At 65.7% G+C, this 13510-nt stretch carries 16 protein-coding genes; 4 read left to right on the forward strand and 12 right to left on the reverse strand.

The window, feature by feature from the left end:
- The first annotated feature begins 14 nt into the window (after nucleotides 1–14).
- From flgL to ACQ4WR_RS16265, 3 genes are all read left to right on the forward strand, one after another.
- Nucleotides 15–1256 (forward strand): flagellar hook-associated protein FlgL, encoded by a 1242-nt coding sequence (flgL, locus tag ACQ4WR_RS16255; protein WP_436488459.1) that lies wholly within the window; start codon nucleotides 15–17, stop codon nucleotides 1254–1256.
- 159 nt (nucleotides 1257–1415) lie between these two features.
- Nucleotides 1416–1868: a MarR family winged helix-turn-helix transcriptional regulator gene (locus ACQ4WR_RS16260; RefSeq protein ID WP_102297726.1), complete on the forward strand. Its 453-nt coding sequence runs from the start codon at nucleotides 1416–1418 to the stop codon at nucleotides 1866–1868.
- Between the two features lie 51 nt (nucleotides 1869–1919).
- Nucleotides 1920–3179, forward strand: a complete 1260-nt coding sequence (locus ACQ4WR_RS16265; RefSeq protein WP_102297727.1) for an MFS transporter — start codon at nucleotides 1920–1922, stop codon at nucleotides 3177–3179.
- A 9-nt stretch (nucleotides 3180–3188) separates the two neighbouring features.
- Here ACQ4WR_RS16265 and ACQ4WR_RS16270 read toward each other — a convergent pair whose 3' ends face one another.
- Nucleotides 3189–4085 carry a LysR family transcriptional regulator ArgP gene (locus ACQ4WR_RS16270; protein WP_436488462.1) on the reverse strand — a complete coding sequence of 299 codons (897 nt, stop codon included), beginning with the start codon at nucleotides 4083–4085 and terminating at the stop codon, nucleotides 3189–3191.
- 73 nt (nucleotides 4086–4158) lie between these two features.
- On the opposite strand from ACQ4WR_RS16270, the gene ACQ4WR_RS16275 reads away from it, so the two are divergent.
- Nucleotides 4159–4809: a LysE/ArgO family amino acid transporter gene (locus tag ACQ4WR_RS16275; RefSeq protein WP_436488464.1), complete on the forward strand. Its 651-nt coding sequence runs from the start codon at nucleotides 4159–4161 to the stop codon at nucleotides 4807–4809.
- 12 nt (nucleotides 4810–4821) lie between these two features.
- Here ACQ4WR_RS16275 and fliR read toward each other — a convergent pair whose 3' ends face one another.
- From fliR to ACQ4WR_RS16330, 11 genes are all read right to left on the reverse strand, one after another.
- Nucleotides 4822–5682, reverse strand: coding sequence for a flagellar biosynthetic protein FliR (gene fliR / locus ACQ4WR_RS16280; protein ID WP_436488466.1), 861 nt, complete (start codon nucleotides 5680–5682; stop codon nucleotides 4822–4824).
- 22 nt (nucleotides 5683–5704) lie between these two features.
- Entirely contained in the window at nucleotides 5705–5974 is a 270-nt protein-coding gene (gene fliQ / locus ACQ4WR_RS16285) for a flagellar biosynthesis protein FliQ (RefSeq protein WP_102299227.1), read from the reverse strand.
- Nucleotides 5975–5986: 12 nt separating this feature from the next.
- Nucleotides 5987–6745, reverse strand: a complete 759-nt coding sequence (gene fliP, locus ACQ4WR_RS16290) for a flagellar type III secretion system pore protein FliP (RefSeq protein ID WP_436488760.1) — start codon at nucleotides 6743–6745, stop codon at nucleotides 5987–5989.
- 22 nt (nucleotides 6746–6767) lie between these two features.
- Nucleotides 6768–7415: a flagellar biosynthetic protein FliO gene (gene fliO, locus ACQ4WR_RS16295; RefSeq protein WP_436488468.1), complete on the reverse strand. Its 648-nt coding sequence runs from the start codon at nucleotides 7413–7415 to the stop codon at nucleotides 6768–6770.
- Nucleotides 7412–7846 (reverse strand): flagellar motor switch protein FliN, encoded by a 435-nt coding sequence (gene fliN, locus ACQ4WR_RS16300; protein WP_034754038.1) that lies wholly within the window; start codon nucleotides 7844–7846, stop codon nucleotides 7412–7414. The genes fliO and fliN overlap by 4 nt, the downstream gene beginning before the upstream one ends.
- A 50-nt stretch (nucleotides 7847–7896) precedes the next feature.
- A complete protein-coding gene (gene fliM / locus ACQ4WR_RS16305; RefSeq protein WP_034754035.1) occupies nucleotides 7897–8883 on the reverse strand; it encodes a flagellar motor switch protein FliM in 987 nt (328 codons plus the stop codon).
- A 6-nt stretch (nucleotides 8884–8889) separates the two neighbouring features.
- A complete protein-coding gene (gene fliL, locus ACQ4WR_RS16310) occupies nucleotides 8890–9402 on the reverse strand; it encodes a flagellar basal body-associated protein FliL (protein ID WP_102299116.1) in 513 nt (170 codons plus the stop codon).
- A gap of 186 nt (nucleotides 9403–9588) precedes the next feature.
- Nucleotides 9589–10881, reverse strand: a complete 1293-nt coding sequence (locus tag ACQ4WR_RS16315) for a flagellar hook-length control protein FliK (RefSeq protein ID WP_436488470.1) — start codon at nucleotides 10879–10881, stop codon at nucleotides 9589–9591.
- Between the two features lie 27 nt (nucleotides 10882–10908).
- A complete protein-coding gene (gene fliJ / locus ACQ4WR_RS16320) occupies nucleotides 10909–11349 on the reverse strand; it encodes a flagellar export protein FliJ (RefSeq protein ID WP_102299432.1) in 441 nt (146 codons plus the stop codon).
- A 32-nt stretch (nucleotides 11350–11381) separates the two neighbouring features.
- Complete coding sequence (gene fliI / locus ACQ4WR_RS16325; RefSeq protein ID WP_254785886.1) at nucleotides 11382–12698, reverse strand: flagellar protein export ATPase FliI; 1317 nt, start codon at nucleotides 12696–12698, stop codon at nucleotides 11382–11384.
- A gap of 89 nt (nucleotides 12699–12787) precedes the next feature.
- Nucleotides 12788–13501, reverse strand: coding sequence for a flagellar assembly protein FliH (locus ACQ4WR_RS16330; protein WP_436488763.1), 714 nt, complete (start codon nucleotides 13499–13501; stop codon nucleotides 12788–12790).
- Nucleotides 13502–13510 lie beyond the last annotated feature (9 nt).

Genomic DNA, 13510 nt, shown 5'->3' on the forward strand with positions numbered 1-13510 from the left:
GGAAGGGCAGCATCATGCGCATCAGCACCAAAATGATCTATGACGCGGGCAGCAGCCAGCTGAACAACCTGCAGGGCGCGCTTAACCGTACGCAAATGCAGTTGTCGGCCAACCGCCGCAACCTGACGCCGGCCGACGACCCGATCGCTTCGGCGCGCGCGCTGGAAGTGACGCAGTCGCAATCGATCAATACGCAGTTCGTGACGAACCGCTCGAATGCGAAAAATTTCCTGTCGCAGGAAGAGCTGGCGCTGGCCAGCACCACCTCGCTCATCGCCGACGTGCAGGAGCTGGTGCTGAAGGCCGGCAATCCCGCGCTCAAGGATGTCGACCGCCAGAGTCTGGCGACGGAACTGAAAGGGCGCCTCACCGATCTGATGGGCATCGCCAACACCTCCGACAATGCGGGCGGCTACCTGTTTGCCGGCTATAAGTCGACCACCCAGCCATTCAGCCAGTCTCCGGGCGGCGCCACGTATGTGGGCGACCAGGGCCAGCGCGAGCTGCAGGTAGGCTCGGCGCGCTACCTGGCCACCAGCGACTCGGGCGCGGCCGTGTTTGAAGATAATTTGACGGGCAACGGCAAGTTCACCACGGCGCCCGATGCGGGCAACTTCACGCGTGGCGGCGCCGGCATCATTTCCGGCGGTACCGTCACCGATCCCACCAAGCTGACGGGCCACAAGTATTCGATCGATTTCCAGGTGACGGGCACGGGTACCGATGCCAAGACGACCTATACCGTGACCGACGTGACCCTGGGCCAGACCATCCCGAATCCCGCCGTGCCGGTCGATTACAAGTCGGGCGACGCCATCACCTTTGACGGCCAGCAAGTCAATATCGCCGGCAAGCCGGCCGACCTGGACAAGTTCACCCTGGAGCCGAGCGGCAAGGAATCGATCTTTACCACCATTACCAACCTGATCGGCGCGCTGGGCCAGCCCGTCTCTGGCGACGCGGGCCAGGCACGCCTGACCGCCAGCCTGAACGCGGCGCACGACCTTTTCGACACGGCCTACGACAATGTACTGTCGGTGCGCGCGGAAGTGGGCTCGCGCCTGAAGGAGCTCGACACGCTCGACAGCGCCGGCGACGACCTCGACCTGCAATATGCGAGCACCCTGTCGGGCCTGCAAGACCTGGACATGGTCAAGGCCATCTCCCTGTTCAGCCAGCAGCAGATTACCCTGCAGGCGGCGCAGAAATCGTTCACCTCGATCTCGGGCCTGTCGCTGTTTAATTACATCAGTTAAGCCAAACGTTTCAAGACCGGGCCGGGGCAGGGAGTGCATCTTCCGCCCCGGCTTTTTTGCGTCCGCAATCTGGCTATTTGAACAAGATATGCAGGCAAACTGTGCAGTTTACCTGCATATCTGTTATAGTACAGCCTGTTGATACACCCGACGGCACCCATGACCACCCCACACGACGATTCCCCAGACCACGAACAGGTGCCGCAACTGGCCAGCGAACTGCGCATTCTCATCGGCAAACTGCGCCGCCGCCTGCGCGAAGAATCGCACCTGGGCGACGTCACCATGTCGCAGGCGTCCGTGCTCAGCCGCCTCGAGCGCGACGGCCCGGCCACCGCCAGCAGCCTGGCGCGCGCCGAAGGCATGCGGCCCCAGTCGATGGCGGCCACCGTGCTGGCCCTGACGGAAGCGCAGCTGGTAACGGGCGCGCCCGATCCGGCGGATGGCCGGCAAACGATATTGACGCTGACGGACAGCTGCCGCGCCTGGATCGCGGCCAGCCGCGCCGCGCGTGAAGACTGGCTGGCGCGCACCATCGAAGCCCGGCTCGCGCCGGCCGAAGTCGCTGAACTGGAAAGGGCGGTGGCATTACTCAAACGTCTGGCGCAATGAACTGCTCATTGCGACCCTGAAACCCAAGGCTAGGAGGCCTTTCCCCCACAGATGAAAAACACATTCCGTTCGCTACGCAATCCCAATTACCGTATCTGGGCCGGCGGTGCCCTGGTGTCGAATGTCGGCACCTGGATGCAGCGCACGGCGCAGGATTGGCTGGTGCTCAGTGAGTTGACGCAGCACAAAGCCAGCGCCGTCGGCATCGTCATGGCCTTGCAATTTGGCCCGCAGCTGCTGTTGCTGCCCTTGACGGGCATGGCGGCCGACTTGCTCGACCGGCGCAAATTGCTGCTGTTCACGCAGGCGGCCATGGGTTTGCTGGCGCTGGGACTGGGCCTGCTGTGCATCAGCGGACAGGTAGCGCTGTGGCATGTGTATGTGTTTGCCTTCCTGCTGGGCTGTGTGACGGCCTTCGATTCGCCCGTGCGCCAGACCTTTGTTTCCGAGATTGTCGAGGAAGAAGACCTGAGCAACGCCGTGGCGCTCAATTCCACCTCCTTCAATGCGGCGCGCATGCTGGGCCCGGCCGTGGCGGGGCTGCTGATCAGCAGCGTCGGCAGCGGCTGGGTCTTCATCATCAACGCCGTCTCGTTTGCCGGCGTCATCGGTTCGCTGTTGCTGCTGCGGGTGGAATTGCTGCGCCGCGCGCCGCGCCTGAAGGCCACGCGCGCCAGCCTGGGCGAGGGCTTCCGCTACGTGCGCCAGCGGCCCGACCTGATGGCCATCCTGCTGATGCTGTTCCTCATCGGCACCTTCGGCCTGAACTTCCCGATTTTCCTGTCGACCATGTCGGTGACGGCCTTCCATGCGGGCGCGGGGCAGTATGGCGTGCTCAGTTCCATCATGGCGTGCGGCTCCGTGGCCGGTGCCTTGCTGGCGGCAGGCCGTGGCCGGCCCACGCTGGCACTGCTGCTGGGCGCGGCCGCGCTGTTCGGCTTTGCCTGCGCGCTGGCCGCCGTGATGCCCAATTACTGGCTGTTCGGCATCATGCTGGTGGTCATCGGGATTGCCGCGCAAACCTTCACCACCAGCGTCAACAGCAGCGTGCAGCTGTCGACGGCGCCCGCCATGCGGGGCAGGGTCATGGCTATCCTGCTCGCGATCTCGGCAGGCGGCACGCCGCTGGGCGCGCCGATTGTCGGCTGGGTGGCCGACACCTTCGGCCCGCGCTGGGCGCTGGGCATCGGCGCCCTGTCGGGCCTGGCGGCGGCCCTGGTGGGCGTGCGCTATCTGGTCAAACACCACCAGCTGAAACTGCATCTCGACATGCGCCGCTGGCGCCTGGCGCTGAGCACAGACCAGCACTGAACCTGGCGCTCAGGCCGGCAGCAGGGCGGCATGCGCGGCAGCGAGGATGGCTCCGCTCAAGCCGTCGAGCAGGCTGGACGCCGCGCGCGCCGTATGCCAGTGCAGGGGCACATCGAGAGGTGTAGCGGGCAGCAGTTCGACCAGGCTGCCATTGTCGAGACAGGGCTGGATCAGCGCCTGCGGATGCAGGCCCCAGCCCATGCCGGCCAGGGCGGCGGTGACGAAGGCGTGCGACGCAGGCAGCACATGGCGCGGCAGCTCCACATGCCTGTGGCACAGACGCCGCACCCAGCGCGCCTGCAGTTCGTCCTTGGCATTGAAGACGAGGCTGGGCGCCGCCGCCAGGCTGGCCGCGCCCACGCCGTGGGCGAAGTGCCGGCGCAGGAAGGCGGGACTGGCGGCCGCCAGATAGCGCATGGCGCCCAGCGGGCGGCTGTTGCAGCCGGCGGCGGGCCGGGCCGTGGCGCTGACGGCCGCCAGCACGGCGCCGCTGCGCAGCCATTCGGCCGTATGGTCCTGGTCGTCGACCGCCACCTCCAGCAGCACCGGCTGATCGGCCGCGAAGGCGGCGATGGCCGGCGCCAGCCAGGTGGCCAGGCTGTCGGCATTCACGGCGATGGGCAGGCTGGCGCGCGCCATGCCCTGGGCCGCCAGCGCCGGCACGGTGCCCTGCAAATCCTGCTCCAGCAACTGCACCCGGTCCACGTGCTGACACAGGCGCCGGCCCGTTGACGTGGCGCGGCAGGGCTGGTCGCGTATCACCAGCGCGCAGCCGACGCGTTCTTCCAGCAGGCGGATGCGCTGCGAAATGGCCGAAGGCGTGACGTGCAGGGCGCGCGCGGCGCGCTCGAAACTGCCTTCGCGGATGACGGCGGCCAAGGCGGCGAGGGCGGCATAATCGAGCATGGATGAAGTTTTTCTTAACTGGCTGTAGAAAAGGTAGTTTGCCTTCATTCCTTCCGGCTGGCAAGATCGCCGCATGACACTCTCGACCGCCAGCATGCCAGACGCTTTCTCCATCTTTTTCCAGGGCATGACCCTGGGCCTCGGGCTCATCGTGGCCATCGGCTCGCAAAACGCCTTTGTCTTGCGGCAAGGTTTGCGCCGTGAACATGTGGGCAGCATCGTGCTGTTTTGCGCCCTGGCCGACGCCGCCCTGATCGCCGCCGGCGTGATGGGCATGTCCCGCGCGCTGGGGCAGCGTCCGCTGCTGGCCAGCGCGCTGGCGCTGGGCGGCGCCGCCTTTTTGGCCGTGTACGGCTGGCAAGCCCTGCGGCGCGCGCGCCAGCCGCAGCAATTGCGTGCCGCCGAAGGCGGTGCCGGAGTGGGCCTGGGAGCCGTGCTGGCCCAGGCAGCGGCCTTCACCCTGCTCAATCCGCATGTGTACCTGGATACGGTATTGCTGGTGGGCAGCATCGGCGCCCAGCAGCCCGGCGCGCTGCGCGGCTGGTTCATCGCCGGCGCCAGCGCCGCCAGCGTGCTGTGGTTTGCCGCCCTGGGATTTGGCGCACGCTGGCTGGCGCCGTGGTTTGCGCGGCCCAGGGCCTGGCAAGTGCTAGACGGCCTGATCGGCATCACGATGTTCGTGCTGGCCGCGCTGCTGCTGCGCCACGCACTCGACGGCTGGTAGGCGAAGGAACGCTCAGCGCGCCGGCGGCAGGGGCGCCGGCGCTGCGGGACGCAGGGGATTCGGCGGCACGGGCGGCGGCGGCCGGTCGCGCGTGGCAAAGCCGCGCGGCAGCAGGCGCGCCGTCTCGATGCCGCGCAGGAACAGGTTCTGGAACGGCGTCGACAGGTAGGGCAGTACCATGCCCAGCACCAGCAGGCCCACGCCCAGGGTGACGGGGAAGCCGATACCGAAAATGTTCAGCTGCGGCGCGGCCCGCGTCAGAATGCCCAGCGCCACGTTGGTCAGCAGCAGGGCGGCCACGATGGGCAGCGAAATCTGCACGCCCGAACGGAAGATTTCCGCGCCCCAGGCGGCCAGCTGCTGGAAGCCGCCACCACTGATGGGACTGGCCGAAATGGGCAGGCTGACAAAGCTTTCCGCCAGCGCCGCCAGCAAGACCAGGTGGCCGTTGACGGTCAGGAACATCAGGGTGGCCAGCATGACGAGGAACTGGCTGATGGCCGACGACCTGCCCTTGCTCTGCGGATCGAAGAACGAGGCGAAGCCCAGGCCCATGGTCAGGCTGCTGATCTCGCCGACCATTTCAATGGCGGCAAAGACGATGCGGATGGAAAAGCCCATGGCCAGTCCCACCAGCATTTCCTGCGTGAGGATCAGCAGGCCGGGCAGGGACATCGGATTGACGGCCGGCAAGGCCGGCACGGTGGGGGCGATGATCATGGCCAGCAGCGCGCCCAGGGTCACCTTGACGGTGGCGGGCACGGCCGCGTTGCCGAACAGGGGCGCGGCCGCGATCAGGCCGAGGATGCGGCTAAGCGGCCACAGCAGTGCTGCGATCCAGGTATTGAGTTCAATGCTCGACAGGGTCAGCATGGCCTACGCCCTTGCCGCATGGCTAGCCGACCAGGTTGGGGATGCCCGTGAAGACCTGGCGCATGTAGTCAAGCATGACGGACAGCATCCACGGGCCGGCCACGACGATGGCGACGAAAATGCCCACCAGCTTGGGGATGAATGATAGGGTCGCTTCATTGATCTGCGTGGCTGCCTGGAAAATACTGACGATCAGACCGATGATCAGGGCGATCAGCAGCATGGGCGCGGCCACCATCAGGGTGACTTCCATGGCATGGCGGCCCAGGGTCATGACGCTTTCGGGTGTCATCGCTATCCTTTTCTAGTAGAAACTCTGGGACAGCGAGCCCAGCAGCAACTGCCAGCCATCGACCAGCACGAACAGCATCAGCTTGAACGGCAGCGAAATCGTTGCCGGCGACATCATCATCATACCCATGGACATCAGCACGCTGGCCACCACCATGTCGATGATGAGGAAGGGGATGAAAATGGCAAAGCCGATCTGGAACGCCGTCTTCAGTTCGCTCGTGACGAAGGCCGGCACGAGGATGCGCAGCGGCACGTCTTCCGGCCCCTGCAGGGCGGGCGAGCGCGACATCTTGGCGAACAGGGCCAGGTCGGCCTGGCGCGTTTGTTTCAGCATGAAGGTCTTCAGCGGTTCCACGCCCTTGTCCATCGCCTGCTGCATGGTGATCTTGTTTTCCTGGTACGGCTGGTAGGCATCCGTGTAGATCTTGTCGAACACGGGACCCATGACGAACAGGGTCAGGAACAGGGCCAGCCCCACCAGCACCTGGTTCGGCGGCGCCGACTGCGTGCCGATGGCCTGGCGCAGCAGCGACAGCACGATGATGATGCGCGTAAAGCAGGTCATCATCAAGAGGGCCGCCGGCAAAAAGGTGAGCGACGTCATCAGGATGAGCGTCTGCACCGGCAGCGAATAATTCTGCCCGCCGCCTGGCGCCGGTGTGCTGGTAAACGCCGGGATGCCCGGCTGGGCCAGCGCCCACAGCGGCAAGGCCAGGGCGGCCACGGCCAGCAGGCACGTCAAGGGTGTCTTGATGTTGCTCAATACCATCTTGCGCTGCGTCATTGCCTGCTTATTTCCCATTGCGTTTTTCGATGGTCTGTTTCAGCCACTCGGAAAAGTTGGCGGCTGCGGGGCCGTTCTGCGCCGTGGCCGGCGCAGGCAAGTCGCCTTCCTGGCGCGGCAGGGTGGCCAGTGCATTGATGCGGCCGGGCGAGGCGCCGACGACGATCCACTGGTCGGCCACTTCGATCAGCACGACGCGTTCGCGGCCGCCCAGGTTGAGCGAACTGACGACGCGCATCTTGGCGTTGCCGCCCATGACCTTGGGACCGTAGCGTTTCATGAACCATGCCAGGCCGATCAGCAAGGCCAGCACGAAGACCAGCGCCAGGATGGTTTGCATCAGGCTGCCTGCGGACGCCGTCGGCGCCATTGTCATCGGCGCGCCGGGTGGCACGGCAGGCAGGGCGGCGGCGGGCGCAGCAGTGGGGGCGGGAGCCGGGGCAGCTTCGGCTGCCGTGGCAGGGGCCGCTGCGGCTGGCTCGCTGGTCGTGCCGGCAGGCGCGCTGGCGACGGCCGCGCTGGCCGCCGGGCTGGCCACGGCGGCCGGCGCAGGCGTGGATGCGGCCGGCGCAGGCGTGGCGGCAGGAGCGGCGTGGGCGATGCAGCAGGCGGCCGCCAGCGGCAGCACGGTGGAAATCAACAGGCCAGGCTTCATTTATTCAATTTTCGGATACGTTCGGATGGCGTGATGATGTCGGTCAGGCGGATACCGAACTTGTCGTTCACCACCACCACTTCGCCCTGGGCGATCAGGCAGCCATTGACCAGCACGTCCATCGGTTCGCCGGCCAGGCCGTCGAGCTCGACCACGGAACCCTGCGCCAGCTGCAGCAGGTTCTTGATGGCGATCTTGGTGCGGCCCAGTTCGACCGTCAGCTGCACGGGGATATCGAGGATGAAATCGATATCGTTGTGCGTTTCCGACTTCGACGCCTGCTTGGAAAAGTCCTTGAACACGGCGGCGCTGGCCGCGCTGGCCGTATTGGCTGCCTGGTTCTGCAGCGCTTCGGCTTCCGCCTTGGCCTGCTCGGCAATGGCCGCGCCCCAATCGTCTTCCGCGCTTTGGTCGTCTTGGTTGTCAGACATGTGTTTCTCCTGTTGTACAGATGCAGGCCGCGGCACGGCCCGGGTATTTTTTAATGATTGTTCATGTTATCGGCGTTTGCCAGCAACTTTTCAACCTTCAGCGCATATTGTCCGTTCAATACGCCATACGTGCAATCCATCACGGGCACGCCGTCGACGGTGGCGGCGATCAGTTCCGGGATGTTCAGCGGGATGATGTCGCCCACCTTCATGTTCAGGATTTCGTCGAACGAGACGCGCGCCGTGCCCAGCGAAGCGACCAGTTCCACCTCGGCGATCTGGATCTGCTGCGTCATCAGGCGGATCCAGCGCTTGTCCACTTCCAGCGCCTCGCCCTGCAGGCTCGAGGTCAGCGAATCGCGGATCGGCTCGATCATCGAATACGGCATGCAGAAGTGGATTTGTCCGGAAACGGAGCCCAGTTCCACCGTAAACGTGGACGCCACCACCACCTCGTTGGGCGTGGCGATGTTGGCGAACTGCGTGTTCATTTCTGAACGGATATATTCAAACTCGACGGGGAAGACCGGTTCCCACGACTTGGTATACGCTTCAAAGACGATATCGAGGATGCGCAAGATGATGCGCTGCTCCGTCTGCGTAAAGTCGCGCCCTTCGACGCGCGTATGGAAGCGCCCGTCGCCGCCAAATAAATTGTCGACCAGCAGGAACACCAGGCCCGGATCGAAGACCATCAGGGCCGTGCCGCGCAGCGGCTTCATGTGCACCAGGTTCAAATTGGTCGGCACCACCAGATTGCGGATGAATTCGCTGTATTTCGACACGCGCACGGAACCGACCGACACTTCCGCGCTGCGGCGCAGGAAGTTGAACAGGCCCACGCGCAGCAGACGGGCGAAACGCTCGTTGATAATTTCCAACGTCGGCATCCGGCCGCGCACGATGCGCTCCTGGGTTGCCAGGTTGTAGGTACGAACTCCCGTGACGTCTTCCGGCGCCTGCGCGTCGTCCTGGTCTCCGTTGACGCCCTTCAGAAGGGCATCGACTTCTTCCTGGGAGAGGAAATTATCGGCCATGGCTGCTTATTGAATGATGAATGCGGTAAATAATACGTCCGTCACGTCCTGCTCCGGCCCCTTGTTCTCGAATGGCTGGTTCACCTGGCCAATGATTTCCGCCGCCAACTGCTGCTTGCCTTCCACGGTGTTGAGTTCCGAAGCCTTCTTGCCCGACAGCAGCAGCAACAGGCGGCTGCGCACCTTCGGCATGTTCAGCTTGATCAAATCCATCTCTTCCGGGCTGCTGGCCTGCAAGGTGAAGGCGATCTGCAAGTACTGCTCGCCATTTTCCGGCTGCAGGTTGACGGTGAAGGCGTCGATCGGCACGAAGACAGGCGGGCCGGCCTTGGAGGCCGCATGTTTCTTCTTGCTTGGCGCGCTTTCTTCCTTGTCGGCCTTGCCATGCAGGAAATACCAGGCCGCACCGCCACCCAGGCCGCCGGCGACCAGCACCGCGGCCAGCACTATGATCAGAAGCTTCTTTTTTGACGCGCCGGCAGGTGCCAGGGCTGCGTCTGCTTTCGGATCTGCTTTCATTTTTGGATTTGCTTTCAATGGTACTCGAGTGCATGGAAGTGGATCACGACGCCATTATGTCATTATCGGGAAATTCTGCGCAGAAGGATGCAGCGAAAAGAGGGACGAAGCGCCCTCAACTCGATGTTTCCTTACGAAAAGTTACCCTGCGCGGCAGTGCTGTGGCCTGTGCACGACGAATTGACGTCAGGCAAAGGTATCCACGGCACCCAGGCTGGCGCGGCCGCGTGTGCCGGTGGACGGCGCGATGGCGATCTCGCCGCCCGTGGTGCTGCCGCCCTGGCCGCCGCCGCGGCGTCCGCCCGAGGCTTCCCGGCTACCCTGGTCCTGCTGTTCCTGCGTACCGGCCGAGACAGTGGCGCTGCCGAAGGCGATGCCCGCTTCGCTCATCATTTCACGCAGGCGCGGCATGGCCGCTTCCAGCGCCTGGCGTACTTCCGGCTGGGCCGACATGAAGGCGGCGTCCGCCTGGTCGTTGGTGACTGTCAACACGACCTGCAAGGGGCCGAGGTCGGGCGGATTCAGGGTCAGGGTGGCGCTCTGGTCGCCGCCTGCCGCCATCCACACGACTTTCTGGCCCAGCTGCTGATCCCAGGCTGGCGTGCCGACGCGGCCTGCCAGCTTGTCAGCCGGCACGGCAACGGCGGCCGCCGCCTGCTGCAGCGCGCCCGGCTGCAACTGGGCTGCAAGGCGGGTCAGGTCGGCAGGTGTTTCCTTGATCAATGGTTCGGCCACGGCGGCGCCGGCCTTGGCCGTTGCCGCCAGCTGGGCGTCGATGACCAGCTTGCCCGCTTCGGCCTTGCCGGCCGGCAGCGCAGCGCCTGGCGCGGCGGCAGTCTTGCCCTGCGCCTGGCCCAGGCTGTCGGCAAAGTCGCCGCTATCCGCTTGCGCCGCCACGGTGGCGGCTGCCTTGCCGCTGCCCTGGCCCGCGAGCAATTGCGTTGCCGCCAGATTTTTTCCTTCGGCCTTGACGGCGCCAGCGCGTGGCGCCAGGTCCGCCGCTTGCCTGGCTGGCGTGGCCGGTGTCTGCATGGCCAGCTGGATGCTGCCGACCAGGGCCAGCATCTCTGCGGCCGGATCGGCTGGCGGCGCTGCCGCCTGCGCGGCGGCCGCTGCCGTGGCGTCGGCTGGCGCGCTGTCCGTGCTGACAGGGGCTGCCGGTGCGGCCGCATCGCTGGCGGCCGTGGCCGGCTTGTCCTGCGGCGTGGCTGGCTCGGCGGGATTGGCATCGCTGGCCGGCGCCTTGGCTGGCTGTGCCGGCGTGGCGGGGGCGGGGGCAGCAGCCTGGGCCGGACGCGCCGCCTGCGGCTGGGCTTGTGCCTGCGCCAAGTTGCGGCTGGCCTGGCGCTGCTCCATCTGGCGATTCAGGGTGCGCTGGAAATCGCCATCGCCGCCGCTGGACGGCTGGGCGCGGTTGCTGGCGCCGGGCGTGGCGTTTGGGGATGCAATCTGGGAAATCGGGGTAGGCTGGGTTTGCATGGTGCTCTCAATGACTCTCGGTGTTGCTTAGCGTTTGTAATAGGCTTGACGCGCCGCGTGCTCATCCATTGCCTTCTGGTCGCGCTTGTTTTCCAGCTTCAGCGCCTGTTCCTGCGCCCGGTTGTTCAGGGTGGTGTAGGACATGCGCTTGCGCTCGGCATCCTGCCATCGCTGTTTTTCATGCTCGCTGCGCGCCTGCGCATGGTTGACCACTTGCTGCTGGCCCAGGATGGCGCTGTCGAGCTTGAGCATAAAGGCCTGGAAATTACGGTAGGCCATGGGCGTGATGCCGCTGCTCATGGTCGTTTCAAAGCGCTTGGCGTAGTCGTCGCGGTAGCCGGACAGCATGTCGAGTTTCTGGCGGCAATCGTCGAGCGCCTTCAGGGCCGCGCCCAGGCGCTTGGCGCAGTCATCCGTTTCGCGCTGGGCGAGGTCGATCAGGGTAGCTAGTTGGGAAGGAGAGGCCATGGCTGATTATATTCCCCGTGCACAAGCCCTAATCAGTCGAATAGAGCGGTAAGTTGCCCCAAGCTCTCGTCCATGCTGACCCGCTCCGTGATTTGCTGTTGCAGGAAGGCTTCGATTTTTTCATGCAGGGCGATGGCCTGGTCCAGCACGGGATCGGTGCCGGCGCTGTAGGCGCCCACGCTGATCAGGTCGCGGCTGCGTTCGTAGCGCGAATACAGCTGTTTCAGCTTGCGCGCTTTTTGCTGGTGTTCGTGCGAGGTGATGGAGTGGGCGGCGCGCGAAATCGATTGTTCGATGTCGATGGCGGGATAGTGGCCCGCTTCGGCCAGGCGCCGGTTCAGCACGATATGGCCGTCGAGAATCGCGCGCGCCGAGTCGGCGATCGGGTCCTGCTGGTCGTCGCCTTCCGTCAGCACGGTATAGAAGGCCGTGATCGAGCCGCCGCCTTCCTCGCCATTGCCGGCCCGCTCCACCAGCACGGGCAGCTTGGCGAAGACGGACGGCGGGTAGCCCTTGGTGGCGGGCGGCTCGCCGATGGCCAGGGCGATTTCGCGCTGCGCCATGGCGTAGCGGGTCAGCGAATCCATGATCAGCAGCACGTTTTGCCCCTGGTCGCGGAAATGTTCGGCGATCGCCGTCGCATACGCGGCCCCTTGCAGGCGCATCAGCGGCGGCGTGTCGGCCGGCGCGGCGACGACGACGGAACGGGCCAGGCCTTCGGCGCCCAGGATCTGCTCGATGAATTCCTTCACCTCGCGGCCCCGTTCGCCGATCAGGCCGACGACGATCACGTCCGCTTCCGTGTAGCGGGCCATCATGCCCAGCAGCACGCTCTTGCCCACGCCGGAACCGGCGAACAGGCCCATGCGCTGGCCACGGCCCACGGTCAGCATGGCATTGATCGAGCGCACGCCCACGTCGAGCGTGTCGACGATGGGCGCGCGGCCCAGCGGATTGGCGGGGCGCACGTTGATGGGCGCGCTGTCGGTGGTGTGCAGCGGCCCCAGCTGGTCGAGCGGGCGGCCCGCGCCATCCAGGACGCGACCCAGCAGTTGCGGCCCCACGGGCAGGTGGCGCGCGCGGTCGCTGGGGCGGCGGCGCGGGTGCGCCACGCTGCCGGGACGGGGAATGGCCGGTTCGACGGAAAACACGCGCGTGCCGGGCACGATGCCCTCGACGTCGCTTTGCGGCATCAGGAACAGGCGGTCGCCTTCAAAACCCACGACTTCCGCCTCAACCCGGCCGCCATTCGGCAGCGGCACGGTGCAGGCGGCCCCCACGGCCAGGCGCAGGCCCACCGCTTCCATCACCAGGCCGGCCACGCGCGTGACCCGGCCTGAAATTTGCATCGGTTCCACGAAGCCCACTACGGCCGAGCAATCGCTCAGGTAGGCGCGCCAGCGCGCCGCATGGGCGTTCGGGCCTTTGAAGGGCTCGCTCACGGCGCCAGCCAGTCCAGGTCTTTGCCCAGCGCATGCGTCAGGCGCTGCCAGCGGGTGGACGCCTGGGCGTCGATCTGGTTGCTGGCCGTGTCGATCTTGCAGCCGCCGCGTTCCACGCTGGGGTCTTCGATGACCCGCCAGCCGCCTTTGTCGAGCTCGTCGCCGATGCCGTCGCGCACCACTTGCGCGTCTTCGGGGTTGAGCATCAGCAAGGCCGGCTGTTGTAGCACGGGCAAGTATTCGATGGCTTCGCGCACCATCGGCAGCATCAGTTCCGGGCGCACGGGCAGGGCCGTCTTGAGCATGCCCTTGGCCAGCTGCAGCGCCAGTTCCATGACGTCATTGGCGATCAGTTCGTCGGCATGCTGCACGGCGCCGCCGAATTCGACGGCGATGGTTTGCAAATGCGCCAGCTCCACGGCGGACGCCGCCTTGCCTTGCGCATATGACTCCGCATGGCCATCGGCGTGCCCGGCCGCGTGGCCTTCCGCATAGCCGGCGGCGCGGCCTTCGTCGAAGGCGGTGGCGCGCGCTTCCTCGCGGATGGCGTCGAGCTCTTCCTGTGTCGGGTATTCCAGCGGCGGGGCCAGCTCTTGCTCGTGCAGCTCGCCGTATGGATCATTTTCCTGGTCGAGCTCCGGTTCCGGATCCGGTTCGAGCAGCTTGCGCGCCGCCACCACGCTGGGCCGCTCGTCGCCAAACGAGGTCATTTCCCAGCG

Origin of the sequence: Janthinobacterium amylolyticum (assembly GCF_051380655.1) — a bacterium.
Taxonomy (GTDB): Bacteria; Pseudomonadota; Gammaproteobacteria; order Burkholderiales; family Burkholderiaceae_D; genus Janthinobacterium.